General features: G+C 55.7%; 24 protein-coding genes. 21 read left to right on the plus strand and 3 right to left on the minus strand.

What is annotated here, in order from left to right; genetic code table 11:
* Positions 1-18 precede the first annotated feature (18 nt).
* The 9 genes from thiM to MJ257_RS06150 all read left to right on the plus strand — a co-directional run bounded on the left by thiM (position 19) and on the right by MJ257_RS06150 (position 6,663).
* Positions 19-867, plus strand: coding sequence for a hydroxyethylthiazole kinase (gene thiM, locus MJ257_RS06110; protein WP_240268390.1), 849 nt, complete (start codon positions 19-21; stop codon positions 865-867).
* The gene (gene thiD / locus MJ257_RS06115; protein WP_240268433.1) at positions 864-1,682 is read left to right on the plus strand and encodes a bifunctional hydroxymethylpyrimidine kinase/phosphomethylpyrimidine kinase; all 819 of its coding nucleotides are present in this window, start codon (positions 864-866) and stop codon (positions 1,680-1,682) included. The genes thiM and thiD overlap by 4 nt, the downstream gene beginning before the upstream one ends.
* Positions 1,683-1,720: 38 nt before the next feature.
* Complete coding sequence (gene thiE / locus MJ257_RS06120; RefSeq protein ID WP_240268391.1) at positions 1,721-2,362, plus strand: thiamine phosphate synthase; 642 nt, start codon at positions 1,721-1,723, stop codon at positions 2,360-2,362.
* Positions 2,363-2,680: 318 nt separating this feature from the next.
* On the plus strand, positions 2,681-3,274 hold the full coding sequence (locus MJ257_RS06125) for an RNA polymerase sigma factor (RefSeq protein WP_240268392.1): 594 nt from the start codon (positions 2,681-2,683) through the stop codon (positions 3,272-3,274).
* Positions 3,271-3,873: an anti-sigma factor family protein gene (locus tag MJ257_RS06130; RefSeq protein WP_178022657.1), complete on the plus strand. Its 603-nt coding sequence runs from the start codon at positions 3,271-3,273 to the stop codon at positions 3,871-3,873. The genes MJ257_RS06125 and MJ257_RS06130 overlap by 4 nt, the downstream gene beginning before the upstream one ends.
* Positions 3,874-3,945: 72 nt before the next feature.
* Positions 3,946-4,545, plus strand: a complete 600-nt coding sequence (locus MJ257_RS06135; protein WP_178022890.1) for a histidine phosphatase family protein — start codon at positions 3,946-3,948, stop codon at positions 4,543-4,545.
* 116 nt (positions 4,546-4,661) lie between these two features.
* Positions 4,662-5,750 (plus strand): DUF5302 domain-containing protein, encoded by a 1,089-nt coding sequence (locus MJ257_RS06140; protein WP_178022656.1) that lies wholly within the window; start codon positions 4,662-4,664, stop codon positions 5,748-5,750.
* 155 nt (positions 5,751-5,905) lie between these two features.
* Positions 5,906-6,412 carry a gamma carbonic anhydrase family protein gene (locus tag MJ257_RS06145; RefSeq protein ID WP_240268393.1) on the plus strand — a complete coding sequence of 169 codons (507 nt, stop codon included), beginning with the start codon at positions 5,906-5,908 and terminating at the stop codon, positions 6,410-6,412.
* 65 nt (positions 6,413-6,477) lie between these two features.
* Positions 6,478-6,663, plus strand: a complete 186-nt coding sequence (locus tag MJ257_RS06150; protein WP_009226994.1) for an IDEAL domain-containing protein — start codon at positions 6,478-6,480, stop codon at positions 6,661-6,663.
* Positions 6,664-6,729: 66 nt separating this feature from the next.
* On the opposite strand, the gene MJ257_RS06155 is transcribed toward MJ257_RS06150, so the two are convergent.
* Positions 6,730-8,034, minus strand: coding sequence for an MFS transporter (locus MJ257_RS06155; RefSeq protein WP_240268394.1), 1,305 nt, complete (start codon positions 8,032-8,034; stop codon positions 6,730-6,732).
* Between the two features lie 19 nt (positions 8,035-8,053).
* Positions 8,054-8,536 (minus strand): ArsR/SmtB family transcription factor, encoded by a 483-nt coding sequence (locus tag MJ257_RS06160; RefSeq protein WP_240268395.1) that lies wholly within the window; start codon positions 8,534-8,536, stop codon positions 8,054-8,056.
* 168 nt (positions 8,537-8,704) lie between these two features.
* Here MJ257_RS06160 and MJ257_RS06165 point away from each other — a divergent pair, with 168 nt between their 5' ends.
* The 6 genes from MJ257_RS06165 to MJ257_RS06190 all read left to right on the plus strand — a co-directional run bounded on the left by MJ257_RS06165 (position 8,705) and on the right by MJ257_RS06190 (position 13,267).
* A complete protein-coding gene (locus tag MJ257_RS06165) occupies positions 8,705-9,136 on the plus strand; it encodes a DUF2487 family protein (protein ID WP_240268396.1) in 432 nt (143 codons plus the stop codon).
* Positions 9,137-9,313: 177 nt separating this feature from the next.
* Positions 9,314-9,856, plus strand: a complete 543-nt coding sequence (locus tag MJ257_RS06170; RefSeq protein ID WP_240268397.1) for a Rieske (2Fe-2S) protein — start codon at positions 9,314-9,316, stop codon at positions 9,854-9,856.
* 16 nt (positions 9,857-9,872) lie between these two features.
* Positions 9,873-10,544 (plus strand): menaquinol-cytochrome c reductase cytochrome b subunit, encoded by a 672-nt coding sequence (qcrB, locus tag MJ257_RS06175; RefSeq protein ID WP_240268398.1) that lies wholly within the window; start codon positions 9,873-9,875, stop codon positions 10,542-10,544.
* 109 nt (positions 10,545-10,653) lie between these two features.
* Entirely contained in the window at positions 10,654-11,529 is an 876-nt protein-coding gene (locus MJ257_RS06180; protein WP_240268399.1) for a menaquinol-cytochrome c reductase cytochrome b/c subunit, read from the plus strand.
* Between the two features lie 120 nt (positions 11,530-11,649).
* Positions 11,650-12,276 (plus strand): DUF1405 domain-containing protein, encoded by a 627-nt coding sequence (locus tag MJ257_RS06185; protein ID WP_240268434.1) that lies wholly within the window; start codon positions 11,650-11,652, stop codon positions 12,274-12,276.
* Between the two features lie 58 nt (positions 12,277-12,334).
* Positions 12,335-13,267: a sporulation protein YpjB gene (locus MJ257_RS06190; protein WP_240268400.1), complete on the plus strand. Its 933-nt coding sequence runs from the start codon at positions 12,335-12,337 to the stop codon at positions 13,265-13,267.
* 116 nt (positions 13,268-13,383) lie between these two features.
* Here MJ257_RS06190 and MJ257_RS06195 read toward each other — a convergent pair whose 3' ends face one another.
* Complete coding sequence (locus MJ257_RS06195) at positions 13,384-14,253, minus strand: YitT family protein (protein ID WP_240268401.1); 870 nt, start codon at positions 14,251-14,253, stop codon at positions 13,384-13,386.
* Positions 14,254-14,463: 210 nt separating this feature from the next.
* On the opposite strand from MJ257_RS06195, the gene MJ257_RS06200 reads away from it, so the two are divergent.
* From MJ257_RS06200 to bshA, 6 genes are read left to right on the plus strand one after another with little or no spacing between them, the layout of a single operon-like run.
* The gene (locus MJ257_RS06200; RefSeq protein ID WP_240268435.1) at positions 14,464-14,772 is read left to right on the plus strand and encodes a nucleotide pyrophosphohydrolase; all 309 of its coding nucleotides are present in this window, start codon (positions 14,464-14,466) and stop codon (positions 14,770-14,772) included.
* 56 nt (positions 14,773-14,828) lie between these two features.
* On the plus strand, positions 14,829-15,359 hold the full coding sequence (locus MJ257_RS06205) for a tetratricopeptide repeat protein (protein ID WP_240268402.1): 531 nt from the start codon (positions 14,829-14,831) through the stop codon (positions 15,357-15,359).
* Between the two features lie 22 nt (positions 15,360-15,381).
* Positions 15,382-16,188, plus strand: a complete 807-nt coding sequence (gene dapB / locus MJ257_RS06210) for a 4-hydroxy-tetrahydrodipicolinate reductase (protein WP_240268403.1) — start codon at positions 15,382-15,384, stop codon at positions 16,186-16,188.
* A gap of 14 nt (positions 16,189-16,202) precedes the next feature.
* Positions 16,203-16,625 carry a methylglyoxal synthase gene (mgsA, locus tag MJ257_RS06215; protein ID WP_240268404.1) on the plus strand — a complete coding sequence of 141 codons (423 nt, stop codon included), beginning with the start codon at positions 16,203-16,205 and terminating at the stop codon, positions 16,623-16,625.
* Positions 16,622-17,335 carry a bacillithiol biosynthesis deacetylase BshB1 gene (gene bshB1 / locus MJ257_RS06220; RefSeq protein ID WP_240268405.1) on the plus strand — a complete coding sequence of 238 codons (714 nt, stop codon included), beginning with the start codon at positions 16,622-16,624 and terminating at the stop codon, positions 17,333-17,335. Before mgsA ends, bshB1 begins: the two co-directional genes overlap by 4 nt.
* A gap of 39 nt (positions 17,336-17,374) precedes the next feature.
* Positions 17,375-18,535, plus strand: coding sequence for an N-acetyl-alpha-D-glucosaminyl L-malate synthase BshA (gene bshA, locus MJ257_RS06225; RefSeq protein WP_240268406.1), 1,161 nt, complete (start codon positions 17,375-17,377; stop codon positions 18,533-18,535).
* Positions 18,536-18,594 lie beyond the last annotated feature (59 nt).

Raw genomic sequence — 18,594 nt, forward strand, 5'->3', positions numbered from 1 at the left:
AAAGAGAGGATGAAATTCATGAGTTTGCTGGAAAAAGATCTGTCCGCTGTGCTGGAAAAAGTTCAAAACACGAAACCGCTCGTTCATAACATGACCAACGTCGTCGTCACGAATTTTACGGCGAACGGTTTGTACGCGCTTGGCGCGTCGCCGGTCATGGCCTACGCGCAGGAGGAGGTGGCCGAAATGGCCAAAATCGCCGGCGCGCTCGTCCTGAACATCGGCACGCTGTCGACGCCGCAGGTCGAGGCGATGATCCTCGCCGGCCGGTCGGCGAACGCCCATGGCGTGCCGGTACTGCTCGACCCGGTCGGCGCGGGAGCGACCGCTTTCCGCACCGAATCGGCCCTGCGCATCCTGCGCGAGGTGAAGGTGTCGCTCCTGCGCGGCAACGCGGCGGAAATCGCCCATCTCGTCGGGGAGTCCCGCGAGATCAAGGGCGTTGACGCCGGTAACAGCGCAGACGGCGAGGCGGCTGATCTCGCGGTACGGGCCGCGCGGGCGCTGAACACGGTCGTGGCGATCACCGGCCGTGAAGACGTCATCACCGACGGGCTGCAGTGCCGGATCGTCAGCGGCGGGGATGCGCTGCTGACCCAGGTAACCGGCACGGGCTGCCTGCTCACGTCGGTGCTGGGCGCTTTCGCCGCGGTGGAGCGCGACCTGCTGCTGGCCGGCACCGCCGGGCTGGCGTTCTACGGCGCCGCCGCGTCCCGCGCTGCCGAGCGCACGGCCGCCGCCGGCCCGGGCAGCTTCCAGATCGCGTTCCTCGACGAGCTGGCGAAGCTGCATCCGCATTCGCTGAAGGGCCACGCGGCGGTGCGCGAAATGCAGGCGACCGGCGCCGGCGGATGGTGGGTCGGATGAGCCGGATCGCCAGAGCGCTGACGATCGCCGGGTCGGACAGCGGCGGCGGGGCCGGCATTCAGGCCGACATCAAAACGTTCCAGGAACTGGACGTTTACGGAATGTCGGCGATCACCGCCGTGACGGTTCAGAACACGCTAGGCGTGTCGAACGTCTACCCGCTGCCGCCGGAAGCGGCGGCGGAGCAGATCGAGGCGGTCGGCTCCGACCTCGGCGTGGATGCGCTGAAGACGGGGATGCTGTTCAGCGCCGAAATCATCGAGGCGGTTGCCGCCCAAATCCGCGCTTTCGGCTGGACCCAAGTGGTCGTCGACCCGGTGATGGTCGCCAAAGGCGGGGCTTCCTTGCTCCAGCCGGAAGCGGTGCAGGCGCTGCGCGATCGGCTATTGCCGCTGGCCAGCATCGTGACGCCCAACCTCCCTGAGGCGGAGGTGTTGTCCGGCCGGTCCATCCGCAGCATGGAGGATCGCCGCGAGGCGGCAAAGCGAATCTGCGCGTACGGGTCGCGGCAGGTCGTCATCAAAGGCGGCCATGATGCCGATCCCGGCGATCGCATCGTCGATTTGTATTATGACGGAGCGACCTTCACGGAGCTCATCGGGCAGCGGATTCCCACACCGCATACGCATGGCACGGGCTGCACGTTCTCGGCCGCGCTGACGGCGGAGCTCGCCAAGGGAACGCCGGCCCTGGAGGCGGTGCGGATCGCACGGGCCTTCATTCAGGCGGCGATTGAACATGGGCTTGGTCTGGGGCAAGGGCACGGCCCGACCAACCATTTTGCCTATCGCCGGCTGCAAGGAGCTTCCCGGTGAGCGGCGGCGTCGGAAGCGGCCGCATTGCGGATGGACGCATGCGCGAGTTGCTGCGGACGTATCTCGTCCTCGGCAGCGTAAACTGCCGGGAAGAGCCGCTGCGGGTATTGGAAGAGGCGCTTGCCGGCGGCGTCACGCTGGTGCAGTTCCGCGAGAAAGGGCCGGGGGCGCTCTCGGGGGAGCCGCTGCGGGCGCTTGCCGTCCAGCTGCAAGCCGCCTGCCGCCGGCGGGGCGTGCCGTTCCTCGTTAATGATGACGTGGAACTGGCTCTCGCGATCGGAGCCGACGGCGTTCACGTCGGCCAGGGGGACGAGGCGGCCGCGCGGGTCCGCGCCCGGATCGGCGACCGCATCCTCGGCGTCTCCGCGCACACGTTCGCCGAAGCGGAGGCCGCCGTGCGGCACGGCGCCGATTACCTCGGCATCGGGCCGATCTATCCCACGGCCTCGAAAGCGGATGCCAAGGCGCCGCAAGGGCCGGAAATTCTCCGCGAGCTGCGCGCCCGGGGCATCGACTTGCCGCTGGTCGGCATCGGCGGCATCACTGCGGAGACGGCGAGCGACGTGGTCCGCGCCGGGGCGGATGGCGTCGCCGTGATCTCCGCGGTCACGATGGCGCCTGACGTCCGTGAATCGGCGACGCGCTTATACGCGGCCGTTGCAGCTGATTCCCTTTCATAACTCCATCTCTATATACACTCCAGACCTTTGCCTACATAGGCAAAGGTCTGGCAATTTATGGGATGTTTGGCAGGGAGAATTCGCATTTTATCGTCGCTTGCCATGAATTAAGCGTGAATCGATGTTTTTTTAAATCCAACTCCTGTGGTATAATATCCTCGAAGTTTGGCTACGCTGTTAATTTGCTTTCATGTCGATTGGATTTTTTTATCGAAGTTACATAGATCACCGCAACTTTTTTAACCCTGTTCGGTAATAATTGGTGTTGGAATCGAACGGGAAGAAGGCCCATGGAAGCGCGAGGAGGATCGCACCCAAATGACGGATTCCCAAATGATTCGCGAGATTAAGGAAGGCAATACGGAGCTGTATTCGGAGTTGATGCGAAGGTATCAGCGGAAGATATTGGCCTTCGTTTACCACATGTTAAAGAGCGCTCATATGGAGCTGCTTGCCGAAGATTTATGCTCGGAAACGTTCTATAAAGCATTTCGCAGTTTGCACTCCTTCAGAGAGGTAGATGCTTCTTTCTCAACCTGGCTGTACACGATAGCCCGTAACACGGTGCTCAGCGAACTCCGTAAGCAAAGAAACGGCAACATCCCCTTGGACGAAAGCGGGATCGTTCCCGTAGCTCCAAGCGAGGTCGCTCCGGAGCAAGCGGTATTGCGGAGCGAGAAAGTGGGCATGGTGAGAGAAGCCATCAACAATCTGCCGGAGAAGCAAAGATCGGCTTTGATCTTGCGCGAATACGATCAATTGGATTATCAGGAGATCGCGAATATTCTGGGACAAAGCGTCAGCGCCGTGAAGTCGCTGTTGTTCCGGGCGCGCAGCAGTGTAAAAAGTCAGCTTGAACCCTACTTTTATGAACCCATCTACGAGCATTACGAAGGGATGAAAAGCAGATGAATTGTAGAGAGGCCCAAGAATTGTTCGGATTGTTACGGGACTTGCCCGAACAACACCCTCAGCGGCTAATGCTGGAGCGGCATCTTTTGGGCTGCGAGTCTTGCGCGGGCGAATACCAGCAATGGGAAGAAAGCCTGGACATGCTGCAGTACATACCGTTGGAAGTGACGGAAGAGCAGGCGGAGGCGGTCAACCGGCGGGTGATGGATCGGATCTATGCCGAATCGCCATGGCTGGCTCCCGACGTCAAGCGCGGCGTCACCCGCCGTTTCCGGCGGAGAGTCGTATTTTGGGCCGCTAGTTTTCTGGCCATCTTCTTATGCAGCTTCGTTTTCCTGCTGATGGATCAAACATCGTCGAACCGGGAAGCGGCCGAGCCGATGACCGGAATTCTTCCGACCGCCGTCGCGGCAGCCGAGTCGGAGACGGAGGGGTACGAGGATTTTTCGATCGCGTTGCCTAGCGTTTCGCGAGGAATCGTAGAACCTTTTGCCGTGCAGATGGGCCCGGCCTATCCGCAATACTGGATGGTGCTGTCCATGGCGGGGATGCTGCTGGCACTCTTTTCCTGGAAAGGGTTGCGCCGCACCAAAAGATAAACGTAGTTCGCAAAACGCTTCTCCCGCTATTGGAGCGGGCGGGGCGTTTTTTACATCTAAAGGGGGATGAATATGCTCGTTGGTTTGATTCGCCACGGACTAACCGATTGGAACGCAATAGGAAGAATTCAAGGGCAAAGCGATATTCCCTTGAACGATGAGGGGCGGCGACAAGCCGGGCTGCTTGGCAAAAGATTGAAGGAAGAAGGCGAATACCGCTGGGATTTCGTCCTGACGAGCAACTTGTCGCGGGCGCGGGAGACCGGCGCGATCTTGGCCGAGACGTTGGGCATTCCGCTGTACGATCCCGATTCTCGGCTGATGGAACGTTCGTTTGGCCAGGTTGAGGGCATGACCTTGGTGGAAAGGGAAACGTTATGGGGGAAAGATTGGGACCGGCACGAGCTAGGGCAGGAAAAAGACGAGGAGATCCGTCAGCGGGCCTTGTCCTTCATGAGCGATTTGGCAGAGCGTTACCCCGATAACAATGTGTTGGTCGTATCGCATGGCGGCCTGTTGGCCCAATTATATATTGCTTTGTACCAGGAGAAATGCCAGGAGCGGATCGGCAACTTGTCTTTATCCATTTTGGAGAGAAAAGAACAATCCTGGGACTTGCGTTTATATAATTGCACGCGCCACTTGCAGGAAAGCGTGAAGGAACCGAAGTAAACCGGCTTAGGCCGGCTTATTTTTTTTGCCTATTTTTCGGGATTTATTTCAAAGACCGGGAATAAACGCCGGAAAACCTTCCCATAATGGGATTAAAACGGCGAGGCGGTAAAACTATGAATCTGGCGGATATGCTTACTTTTGCCGATATCGGTCAACTTAGCAGAATAGCGGACCATTACCGCTGCGAATGCAGCGGGCACTCGAAGCATGAACTGATTCAATCCATTCTGCAGACGGTAGGCCGCCGCGATTTCATCGAGCGGCATATCGGCGGGATGAGCATGGAAGATTTGCGCTTCCTGAACACCCTGCTGTTCGACGGACGCCGTCAGTTCAGCTTAGAGGAGCTGATCGCCTGCGCGCAGGGCTCGCGCTTTACGGAAGATGCCAAGGAGCGGGAAAGCCCGCGGGAAATGATCACCCGCTTTCGCCAGCAGGGTTGGCTGTTCAACGGAACGACCCAGCAGACCCGCTATCTGTTCGAGGTTCCCGAGGATTTGAAGCGACGGTTCCGGGAAGCTCTTGAACGCCGGTTTCTTGCCGAAGTGAAGGCGGCTGCCGCCGAACCGCCGATGTACCGGGAAGAGCCGGATATGTTATCCGCCGACCTGCTGCTCTTCCTGCAGTACGTTTCCCGGCATGATATCCCCTTAAACAGCGAAGGCATCATGTATCGGAGAAACCAGGTACAGATCCTGGAATCGCTGCACGTGTCCGAGGGTTTGGTAGGCAAAGGATGGCGTTTCGGGTACGGCCGCCGTTTTAAGGATTACCCGAACCGGTTTGCGCTGCTGTACGACTTTGCCTATCATTCCCGTCTCATTCAAGAGACCAACCATCGACTGGAATTGACGGAGGCGGGAGCAGCCTATCTGGCGGAAGAACGCAAGGAGCCCATGATACAGTTCGTCCGCTTCTGGTTAAGATTATATAAAGGGCCCATTCCTAACTTGCTGTCTCTAGTCTACTGGATTGTGTCCTGTTCGAAAGATTGGGTGACGGTACCCTCGCTGTTTGAAAGAATCGAGGTGCTCATTAAACCGTTCTTCTATGACACGTCGGCTTCGATTTTCGAAGAGCGGATTTTGCAGATGATGCTCCATTTGGGCATGGTGCGCTTCGGGGAAGACGAGCAGCGCGAACGGTATGTGCAGGCCTCCCCGTTCGGCAAACAGGCGGTTCAGCAAATCCATAAGGCCTAAGCGTTGGCAACCGCGATCAACGCACTTACATACACTTCTACAGCAGATGCTTTGGCCTAGACGAAGCGAGCCGTGCGGGCGGACTATGGTCCGTTGACAGAGGGCGACTTGAATTGGTACAATCACTCGCAATTCAAGCAGGGAGAGTGATAGGCGTGTTGATTCCATATCAAGGGAGATATCCTCAGATCGACGGCAACGTATTTATAGCGGAAGGAGCCAAGTTGATCGGTGACGTCCGCATAGGCAACGAGTCAAGCATTTGGTTTAATGCGGTACTTCGCGGCGATCTGGCGGAAATCGTCATCGGCAACCGCACCAATCTGCAGGACGGCGTGATTGGACACGTAAATGCTTCCCAGCCTTTGGTCGTGGGCGACAACGTATCCGTAGGACATGCCGCCGTGATCCATGGATGCCGCATAGGCACGGGCACATTAATCGGCATGGGGGCGATCGTCCTAAACGGCGCGGATATCGGTGAATATGCTTTAGTAGGAGCAGGTTCTTTAGTGACGGAAAATACGACAATTCCACCCTATACTCTTTCCCTGGGCTCACCTGCCAAAGTCGTACGGGAATTGAACGAGGAAGATTTAGAACGCATGCGGCGGACGACGGAAAGTTACGTGGTCAAAGGAAAAGAATATAGAATCCCCTAGATGATCGATCCAAAGACATCTACGGCGCAAAGAGATCATTGAACGATGGTTTGGAGGTGCATCCTATGGATCAGATGAAGGTTACTTATGAAGCAATGCTTGGATTGGCGGCGGAAATGATATGGGACGAAGCGCTCCGGAAGCATCGCTCGGAACAGATCTACAACGAGATCGACACCGCCTTGGCGAATGGCGATGAGGTTGCCTTCCGGCTCCTGACGGATGAACTGAAAACATTGGAAGAACGCTAAAGGCAAACCGCCCCTTCTGTTCACGAGGATGTTGAACGGATGGGACGGTTTTTTTGTGAACCGAGGTTAATCGTAGTTGCGGACGGCCGGGGTAAACATGACGGCCAGGACGGCTAACGTACCGATCGAGGCAAACAGCGCAATCGTTTGTAGGCCGCCGATGGAGTCGGCAAGCCAACCGACAACGATGTATCCGATGGGGAGCAGGGCGAACGACCCCAGCATATCGAGGCTGGCCACGCGGCCGAACGTTTCCTGGGGAACCATCTCCTGCATGCTGGTTTCCCAAATCAAGCCAAACATCATCAAACCGAAACCCTCTAGGGCAAAGAGCACGCATAGGACAGCCGGCGCAGGGGCAGTAGCCATCAGCAGCAGGGAAATCCCGCTCAACAAGGCGCCGCCATAAGCAAACAGGCCGCGGTGCCGCCAGCGCTTCTTCGCTCCAAACAGCAAGCCGGCTGCGATCGCACCTATCCCTGAGCAGGTCACGGCGATGCCGTAAACATACGGTTTCAAGTCCAGGTGGATTTTGAATAACCAGGGGATGACCACGGTGATGATCGCACCAAAGCAGATGTTGACTAAGGAAAAGGCCAAGATGGTAATCCATAGCCATGGTTTGGCTCTCAGCACAGCCAAGCCTTCCTTGAAATCCGCGCTCATCCCCGCGCTTTTTCCGGTTTCCTTCGGTTGATAGGGAACGAGCTTCCGTAGTCCGAAGAGGCATAGGAAGGAAACGACATACGTCAGGGCATCGAGGGCGACCCCCCAGCCGGCCGAGAAGAACGTGACCAGCACGCCGCCCAGGGAAGGTCCGATCAGACGTACGGCCTGATTGCTGATCTGCGTTAACGCATTAGCCGAATTCCGGATATCCGGGGTAAAAACTGCGGCGCGCGTGGCGGCGTAAGCCGGTTGGAACAAGCCGTCCATTAAGCCGTACGACGTGACCAGGATAAACAGCAATTGAATCGTTAAGTCGTCCGTAAACAGAAGCACGGCTAAGACACCCATGACCGAAAAACGAAGCAGGTCCGTCAGCAACATCAGATTCGTGCGATTATAGCGATCGACCAGCGTACCGGAGATAGGCAACATGATGATATTGGGTAACATGTATGCAGCCATGAGCAAACCCATCGTGGTCGACGAGCCGGTCAGGGAATAGACGATGATCGGCAGAATGACCAAAGTAACGGAGCTGCCGAGGAAAGAAACGAGCTGTCCGAGCCATAAATAGGGAAACGCTTCGGACTTTCGGAACGGCTCGGCGAATCCTGCGAACGGATTCCTGGCCCCAGGCTTGTCGGCCGGCCGGGCCGCTTGCCTAGATGCATCGTCTTCCAATTGTGAAGTTTCAAGATTCATAGAAACGGAACCCTCCTCGTCATCCTTCGGAACCTGCGTCGCTGTCCTGTACGCGCCCCAAGGTGAATAATACGCCGTATTCGGCGCCATCGGTGTCCTTTGCTTCCCATTTACGTATCAGGGCATCCAATTCGCCGATAAATTCCTGATATTGGTCCGTGGATAGAAGCAACCGCGTTGCCGCCCGGTATCGCGGAGCACCATCAACATAATTGAATTCCGTGAACTGGTCGGGCTTGAAATACGTTGTTTTGGAACGGTAATACTTCTCGATAACGCCGCCAACCGTCTGGGTTTTAACCAAGTCCAAGAGCCCGCCGTCATGCAGCTTCTGGATGTGGTAATGCACGTTTCCGGGGGTTTTACCCAGTAGATCGGCGACCTGCTTGGAGGTATGGGGTTCATTGGCCAATACGTTCAGGATCTTGATCCGCAACGCGCTTTCGAGGAGTTTGCTCTGCTCGGCGTTGATTGGCATAGGAACATTCTTGCTGCCGCTCATCCTTTCTCCTCCTTCAATTCATGGATGTTTGCGATTCGCTCTGAAACACATATCAATCTAAATTACAGTACGATCTGGATTACAGATTGATAGTATAGGAAGAAGGATGGATTTGTCAAGAAACCCTGTTTATAATGGGAAGACATGATTCGGAAAAGGGGTTATCGCATGAAGTTCAGTGAAATCGAAGCTTCCGCCTGGGAAGAGCTGCGCCCATATTTGGACACCTGCCTCATTCCGGTAACGGGATTAACCGGCCTGGAACGACCGTATGAAGTAACGGAAAAGTTGGAAAGACTGAGGGATGTCCTCGATTGGGTGGAAATTCCTTTCAAAGGGAGAGTGGTCACGTACCCTTCTTTCCAATATCAAACAGAGGGGATGCCGCGCTTTGTAAATGATCTGTGTCGAAATGTCAAGTCTAGCGGATTTGCTTATGCCATCGTCGTTTCAGCGGACTTCGAGTGGAATAGCGAGGAGCTTCCGGATGCTGATTTAATCGTGACGTTACGCGGGTTCTCGGCGGATTCCGGGGGCGCGGCGGGAGGACAAGTGAAGGCGGCCGTACAAGAAATGTGGCAAGCCGATAAGGGGTTTTGATTGTGACAAAATATCGACAATTTCAAGGCTGACAGGCTTTTCGACGGCCAAAAAAATGTGTCAAATTCTTGACGCTCTCAAAACGCTAATATATTATTAATATGTCTTACGCGATGTTGTGATAATTATCATTGAAACGTTCGGAAACAATTGCTTGGCAAAGGGGGTTGAAGACATATGAGCAATCAGCATGACCAGCAGGAATCCTCGCATAAACCGCCTATTCGCAAAGAGATGTCCCGTCGGCAATTTCTTACATACACGCTTGGGGGCGCCACTGCATTCATGGTGGGTGGGGTGACGCTTCCTATGGTTCGTTTCGCGGTTGACCCGATTCTGCACAAGAAAGGCGAAGGCACCTTCGTCAAAGTTGTGGAAGTCAGCAAAATTACCAGCGAACCGCAGGAATTTTCGTTCGAGCTCAAGCAGCAGGACGGCTGGTACCTAAGTACGGCCTCCCTTACGGCTTGGATTCGCAAAGACGAGAGCGGAAATATTTATGCGCTTTCACCGATTTGTAAGCATTTGGGATGTACGGTCGGTTGGAATAACGACACGAATTTTCCGGATGAATACCACTGCCCTTGCCATGGCGCGCATTACACCAAGGAAGGCAAGCAGTTGGCGGTCGCGTCGAAGCCGCTTGACGAGTACAAGGTTATGATTAAGGACGATTGGGTTTATCTGGGGGATATTATCCCGAACACCATCGTGAAATAAGGAGGCGTAGATTCGGATGTTTAAAAATGTGTACAACTGGATAGACGAACGTCTTGATATCACGCCGATCTGGCGCGATGTGGCCGATCACGAGGTTCCGGAGCACGTTAACCCGGCGCATCACTTTTCCGCGTTTGTGTATTGCTTCGGCGGCTTGACGTTTTTTATCACGGTCATCCAGATCTTGTCGGGGATGTTCCTGACCATGTATTACGTTCCCGATATTATTAACGCCTATGCCAGCGTGGAATACTTGCAGACGCAGGTCGCCTTTGGCCAAATCGTTCGCGGGATGCACCACTGGGGGGCAAGCTTGGTTATCGTAATGATGTTCTTACATACGCTTCGCGTGTTCTTCACCGGTTCCTATAAAGCGCCGCGCGAAATGAACTGGGTTGTCGGCATGCTGATTTTCTTCGTCATGATCGGTCTCGGCCTGACGGGATACCTGCTGCCTTGGGATAACAAAGCTTATTTCGCCACGAAGGTCACATTGGAAATCGCCAACTCCGTACCGGTGCTTGGCCCGATCATCAAGGAGCTGCTGCAGGGCGGTTCGATCGTAGGCGCGGAAACGTTAACCCGGTTCTTTGCCATTCACGTGTTCTTCCTTCCGGCGGTATTGCTGATTCTCTTGGTGGGTCACTTTATCATGATCCGCAGACAAGGGATTTCCGGCCCGTTGTAAGAAACGATGTTAACGAAACGATTCGACGTCGAGTCTTCGTTTTGGCTCCATCGTGATCAAAAGATGATGTTTTGAACTACCTCTATAAGAGAAGGGGGGCAAAAAGGACATGGCTCATCATGACAATTCTAAGGAAAAAGTCGTGTTCGTCGGCGATTCCCGCGTCCGCAAGGGCAAAGGCTTTATCACGCCGCCGGATTATACGGCTTATCCCGGCAAGTCGGAAGCGTTCATTCCTAACTTTTTGCTGAAGGAATGGATGGTCGGCGTCGTCGTGCTCGTCGGCTTCCTTGTGCTGACCATTTCCGAACCGGCTCCGCTTGGCTTCCCGGCCAATCCGACCGCTTCGGTTATTCCGATGCCGGACTGGTACTTCCTGTTTCTGTATCAATATTTGAAATATCCGTATGCCTCCGGCGACTACGTCGTGCTGGGTACCATGGGGATACCGGGCGTCATGTTCGGCGGGTTGTTGCTTGCGCCTTTCCTCGATCGGGGCAAGGAACGCCGTTTCTATAAACGTCCGATTGCTTCGTCGCTGATGTTGCTGTCGATTGCCGCGGTCGTCTATTTGACGAACTTCGCTTGGACGCATTACCAGCATGAACTGGAAGCGACGGGTCAAGTTCCGGAACATATTCAGCGGGAAGAGAAAGCCCGCGAGAACCGGGAAAAAGGCTTGCCGACATCCAATGCGAAATCCCAGGAAGAAGTCGCCATCGTGGACAAAGACGATCCGGCGATGGAGCTGTACAAGAAAGCCACTTGCGTATCGTGCCATGCCGCGGACCTGAAAGGGGCGGGCGGACCATCGCTGCGCGGAGTCGGCGACAAGCATGACAAGGAAGCGATTCTTTCCATCATTAAAGAAGGCTATAACGGCAAGATGCCTGAGATGTACACTACGGCGATCAATGCCGGCCTGACGGATCAGGATATCGACCACTTGGCCGAATGGCTTGCGAAACAAAAAGCGGAACAGTAAAATAGAATGTAATGGGAAAACCTGATCGTGATGCGGTCAGGTTTTTTAAGCTTGCGCGCCGGATTGGCGAGGAACGTGCGTGTTCTCGGCGCCATTTTCGTGAAAATGAGGGATATCGCGTTGAAATTATCGGATCTTTGGAGCACATCGTTTCTATCCTCCCGCATCATCCTCTGGGCCTTGTTCGTATGTAATCTGCTGGGAACGGCTTACGGCTACATCTGGTATGACGCCCAGCTCGCGGATACTTGGCGAAATCACCCGCATTGGCAAATCGTCTTCGTACCGGACAGTCCGACGGCGAGTTTGTTTTTTACGTTAAGCTTGTTATTCCTGTTGTTCCCGGGAAAGCTCGGGAAGTATTATCGACTTCGCACCTTGATCGAGGGACTAGCCGTCGTTACAAGCGTGAAATATGGCGTGTGGGCCGTGTCGATGATCTTCGCCGGAGCGTATCAGGGCGGGGAGCTCGTATGGCAGGACTGGATGCTGGTCACCTCCCATTTGGCAATGGCCGTGGAGTCGCTGCTATTCGTCCGATTGTACAAGTTCGGTCCGTTGATGCTGCTTGGAGCCGGAGCCTGGACGTTGCTTAATGATACGGTGGACTATACGTACGAGGTGTACCCGTGGTTGCCGGAGACGTTATGGGACGACGTGTCCGGAGTTGCGGTCTTTACCGTGGTCTTGACGTTTGCCAGCGTCGCCGCCGGATGGCTAGCGTTGAAACGGGCCAAACGTGCTTAAGAGCAAGGTTCTAACGTAGGACAGCCTGCCATACCATGATGGTAGGGAGGGGATGTCCGTGAGTAGAATTTGGATGAAAGGGACGGCGGCCGCGCTGATTCTGCTTGCCGTGATGCTGATCTGGAGCACGGCGGCTTTGGCTCAACCGGAAGAGAACGGAAGCGCAGGGGCTGCTGGCAAGGCAGGAACATCATCGGCAAGCGCGCCTGCCTTATCCGAGCAGGAGCGCAGCGAGCGGCTGAGCCAGCTCGAATCCGCCTCGGAACGGTTGTACGAGCACATGCAGCAGGGAAGTACCCAGGAGGCGCTGGCCGATATGGAATCGTTGATCGGGGCTTTGGAGGGCGTAACCTTCAAGGGATTGACGTCGGTGGAAGGGATCCATGCTTTGGCTGAAACGATCATGGACACCAAGGAAACGTTGGCAAGAGCCGAGGTCCGGCCGGAGGAGTGGGCGTTTTCCTCGGCCCGCTTGCGGCTGGCGGTAAACAGCCTGCTGCATCCGGATAAGGCCTTATGGCAGCAATATTATAAAGTGATGGCTGATAACCTGCGGCAGATGAACCAGGCGCGCGCCGGCGGGAAACCGGCGGAGGTGCGCAAGGCGTTTCAGGCTCTGCAAGACCATTACGAAGTGATTCGTCCGGCTGCGGTGATCCGGCGTCCGGCGTCCGAAGTCAACCGGTTCGATTCTTGGTTGTCCTACGCCGGTCGGTTGAGCAACGAACAGACCTGGGACGAAGCGGCGCTGAAAGGGGCCATCGTTCAGGGGGAGGGCGCACTTAAAGGATTGTTTGGCCGCCGGGGAGACGAGCCCGTCTTTCTGCCGATCACCGGCTTCGAAAACCCCTGGTATTGGAGCGGCCTGATCGGGCTTTGGATCGTGCTCGCCTTAACCTATACGGGCATCCGCAAGTATCGTGCTTCGCAAACGGTCTCCGCCGTGCGGGAGAAGCGCCGGGAGGAGGACGCCCACCGATACCGGCTGTAGGTGATAGTGAGGAACTATTTTACCGCTATCATATCTAGGGGCATATCAAAAAAAGCAGAGAGACAAGGGAATCCCTTAGCCTTTCTGCTTTTTGTCATGCTTGCAGGGGGTTAATCTCAATCCTCTTTGAACCCTTCCCCATGGACGTCATGCACGTCGCTGATGATGATAAACGCCTGCGGATCGACCGATTTGGCGATGGACTGCAGCCGCCGGATCTCCTGTCGCGACACGACGCAGTAAGCCATATGCTTCGCTTGCTTGGAGTAAGCGCCGATCGCCGGAATCAGCGTCACGCCGCGATCCATTTCCTTCGTAATGATGTCGGCAATCGCCGGCGCATGATCGCTGATGATCGTAAACGCTTTGGCGGAATACGCGCCTTCCTGAATAAAGTCGATCACTTTGGAAGCGATAAATACGGCCACGAGCGTATACAAAATATTTTCCTTCCTAATATAGAAGAGCGACAATCCGATAATGACGATGTCCAGCGTCAAGATGACCTGTCCCATGCTGAAGCCGTATTTGCGTCCGAGAATCCGAGCCACGATGTCCGATCCCCCCGTCGTGCCGCCAAAACGGAACACGATCCCCAGCCCGGCTCCCAGCGTTACCCCCGCATATAACGATACGAGGATATAATCCGTTTGCGTCTCAAATGGAAGGATCCAGCCTCCTTTGATCATCCGCTCGAACAACCATAAGAAGAAAGTCAGCGAGCCGATTCCGATCCCGGTCCAGATGATTTGCCGTCCGCCGAGGATTTTCCAGCCTAATAGAAACAACGGAATGTTAAGCAGCAGGTTGGATAGCGAAGGCGAGATGCCAAACGCATAATTCAGCAGCAGCGTTACGCCGGTGACCCCGCCTTCCATCAAATGGTTGGGTAAGATAAAATAAAGAAGTCCAAACGCATAGATCGCCGTACCCAGCAAGATCGGCAGCAGCGTTTTGAGAATTCCGGAAAATTTGCTCGAAGCCATGAAAAAACCTCACCTGTCCCTAACAGAATTTATGTAGATGGTGCGCTGAATTGGCTATTGGATAGATCTGCCTCTCCTAGTATACCTTTTTCCGTGCCGATTAAAAAATGATTTGTTTTCGTCACCTACTTACGATAACATAGGGAAAAACGGGACAATAAGCGGAGGGATCGGCGCTTGGATGCAGACAAAGAGAAATCTCTCGCGGAAATGCAGCGCGAAGTAGACCGTTACATCTCGCAGTTTAAAGAGGGGTATTTCAGCCCGCTAACCATGCTGGCCCGAATGGCGGAGGAAGTCGGCGAGCTGGCCCGCGAGGTCAACCATACTTTTGGCGAAAAACCAAAGAAGAAAGACGAACCGGACAATTCCATCGAATTGGAGTTAGGCGATATTCTGTTCATTACGATATGCTTCGCCAATTCGCTTGGCATTAATCTGACCGAGGCCCACGATCAGGTCATGCATAAATTCGCGACCCGCGATAAGGACCGATGGACGAAAAAGGACACCGAATAGCCCCATCCTTCATATGCTGTTAGTATGATCATCCCTACAGCAAAGGGGGATAGCACATGAAGGCGGAGGACTATTTGCAAAGAGCTTACCGAAGCATCTACGAAAACGACTTTGCGCAGGCGCTGTACTGGTTCGAGCAGGCGCTGGACGTTCAGCCGGATCACGCGGACATCCATTATCGGTACTCGATCACCTGCGCCCGGAGCGGGCAGCTGGATAAGGCGCTACAACATGCGCGACTGGCAGTAGCCCTGGAGCCGGTGCAGGACGAATATAAATTGCATTACGACCGCCTGCAGTCGATGGAACTGACTCAAATGGCCAAACGGCTGGTGGAGACAGCGGGCGGCAAGCGGAAAACCGCGGCCGAGCCGGCATCCCGCATGCTCAAGCGCGCCGTGGAGCTCGATCCTTTGTCACTGGATGCGCAGGTATGGCTGGCGATCGCCTATGGCGAGATGGAACACTATGAGCTCGCGCTGCAGGCGGTTCGCGACGCGTCGGCCCTACCTTTGGACGCCGGTGCAGCCAGCCAGCTGAAAGAGATGGAACAGCGGCTGAAGCAACAAATCAAGCAATCATCATAGTAGAGAATGCGAGGAGATCAAGATGTCGGAACCAATCAAAGTAGCCGTGGCGGGCGCCGCCGGCAGAATGGGCAGAGAAGTGGTGAAAATGGTGCTCCAGGATCCGGAGCTTCAGCTGGTTGCCGCCGTGAATTTGTCGGATGCCGGCCTCGATGCCGGTACGCTGGTCGGCCTTCCGGCTTGCGGCGTGGCGTTAACCGACGATTTAGAGAAGGCGCTTCGTGAGGCGCGGCCGCGGGTGCTGGTCGACTTCACGACGCCGCAGTCTGCTTACGCCAACACCGAGTTGGCGATTCGGCACGGCGTATCGCCGGTCGTCGGCACCACCGGGTTTACGCCGGAGCAAATCGAGGAACTGGACAAGCTGTGCCAAGCTCAAGGGCTTGGCGGGTTGATCGCGCCGAACTTCTCCATCGGGGCCATTTTGATGATGCGTTTTGCGGCGCAGGCGGCAAAATACTTCCCTCACCTGGAAATCATCGAATACCACGGCGACCAGAAGCTGGACGCCCCCTCGGGAACGGCGGTGAAGACGGCCGAGCTAATCGCCCAGAACCGGAAGGAGCTGCGCCAGGGGAACCCGAATGAGGAAGAGACCATCGAGGGAGCCCGCGGCGGTTATTATAACGGATTCCGGATACATAGCGTCCGTTTGCCGGGCGTATTCGCGCAGCAAGAAGTCATTTTCGGCGGCTTCGGCCAGACGCTCAAAATTCGTCACGATTCCTATGAGCGGGCCGGCTACATGCCGGGAGTCAACCTGGCCATCAAGAAAGTGATCGAGTGTAAAGGCATGATTTACGGGTTCGACCATTTCATGGATGAATAAAGGGGATAAGGCATATGTTAAACATCGCATTTATTGCTCATGATCGCAAGAAAGAGGATATTGTCAATTTCGCCATCGCCTACGAACATGTTTTTAAAGATAAACGGCTCTATTCCACGGGAACGACCGGGCAGCAGATCATGGAGAATACTTCGCTGAAAATCCACCGATTCCTGTCGGGCCCGCTGGGCGGGGACCAACAGATCGGCGCGCTGATTGCCCAGAACGAGATGGACCTGGTCATTTTCCTGCGTGACCCGCTGATGGCCCAGCCCCATGAACCGGATATCACTGCGTTACTGCGCTTGTGCGACGTGCACGGCATCCCGGTAGCCACCAATATGGCGACCGCGGAAATTCTGGTCCGCGCCTTGGATCGCGGCGATTTCGGCTGGCGTGAGCTGGTGGAGTTTCACAAGCCGGGGTTGACGAAATGAGCGAACAGCTGGATATCTTGATCTTCGGGGCGCATGCGGACGATGCCGAGATCGGCATGGCCGGCACGATCGCCAAGCATACGGCTGCGGGCTACCGCGTCGGCATCTGCGACTTGACCGAAGCCGAGCTGTCCTCCAACGGCAATCCCGTCCTGCGGAAGCAGGAAGCCGGAGCAGCGTCCGAAGTGCTGGGATTGGCGGCGCGCGTAAATTTGGGATTGCCTGACCGCGGGTTAACCGGGACGGCGGAACAACTGGCTGCCGTAACCGAAGTCATCCGCCGGTTTGCGCCACGGCTCGTGTTTGCCCCGTATTGGGAGGATCGCCATCCCGACCATATCGATTGCAGCAGGCTGGTGGAGGCTGCGGTATTTAATGCCAAGCTGCGCCGGTATCTGCCGGACAAGCCGGCGGTGCCTGCGCCCGAGCTTTATTTTTATTTCATCAATGATTGGAAAACGCCGGATTTGATCGTCGACGTGAGCGCGGTTTACGAGCAAAAAGAGCAGGCGCTGCGGTGCTACCGTTCCCAGTTCGAGGCGGGTTCGCCGGGCGAAGACGTCGCCTTGACCCCGCTAAACCAGGGGTATGTGGAGCGCGTAAAAGCCCGGGATTCCCTGATTGGACAACGTTCGCTGATTCCGTTCGCGGAAGGCTTTATGACGAAAACGGCTTATCCGGTAAATCTATTCGGCTCCCTGCGCACATAAGCTGGAAGAGGGAATAACAACAAAGGAGGCCCCCACCATATGGAACCATTTTTGAAAATCGGCATCACCTGTTACCCATCCTTGGGCGGTTCGGGGGTTGTGGCCACCGAGCTGGGAAAATTGCTGGCGGAAAAGGGCCACGAAGTCCATTTTATCTCGCATAGCGTTCCTTTTCGCTTAGGGAGTTACCATAAGAATATTTTTTATCATGAGGTTGAGGTCAGCGATTATTACGTCTTCCGTTATCCTCCCTACGATTTATCACTGGCGACCAAAATGGCTACGGTTGCCAAAACGCAAGGCCTGGATATTCTCCACGTCCATTATGCGGTGCCGCACGCCGTTTGCGCGTTCCTCGCCAAACAGATGGTCGGCGATTCGTTAAAGGTCGTGACGACGCTGCATGGAACGGACATTACGGTATTGGCGCAGGACGAATCGCTGAAGGATTTGATCCGGCTAGCCATCAACGAAAGCGATGCGGTGACCTCCGTCTCGCGCGATTTGATGCGGGAAACCCGGGAAGTGCTGGACATCACCCGGGATATCGACTTGACGTATAATTTCGTCGACGAGCGGGTGTATTATCCGCGGGACGCGAAGAGCTGCCGAATGGATTTTGCCGCGCCGGGAGAGAAAGTGCTGATGCACGTCTCCAATTTCCGGCCGGTGAAACGGGTCAGCGATGTCGTCGACATTTTTCATCAAGTGAACGAGCAGGTTCCGTCCCAACTGCTATTTGTGGGTGAAGGACCGGAGCTGCCGAAGATCCAATGCAAAATCAAGGACCTGGGCCTAGCCGACCGGGTGCATTTCCTCGGCAAGCAGGATGATATCGCCCATGTCATTTCGATGGCTGACGTTTTGCTGCTCCCGTCGGAGAAAGAAAGCTTCGGCCTGGTCGCCCTGGAAGCGATGGCCTGCGGCGTACCGACGGTCGGCTCGATCGCCGGCGGGATTCCGGAGCTGGTGAAGCACGGGGAGACCGGGTTCTTGGCGCCGATCGGCGATACGAAACAGATGGCGGAGCATTGCATTACGCTGCTGCAGAACTCGGAGCTGGCGGAGCGGATGCGCGAAGCTTGCCTGAATCGGGCGAAAACCGAATTCAGCAGCGAGATGACGACGGCGGCTTACGAAGAGATTTATTACCGCGTGCTGAATCGCCAGCTGCCGACGTTGAATCCGGCTTGCAGCTGAACTTAGCCGGCAAGCGGGCAAGGGAATCCAAAGGTGGAATCGGCGCAGGGCTGGGTGCC

The organism is Paenibacillus timonensis (assembly GCF_022427145.1).
Classification (GTDB): Bacteria; Bacillota; Bacilli; order Paenibacillales; family Paenibacillaceae; genus Fontibacillus; species Fontibacillus timonensis.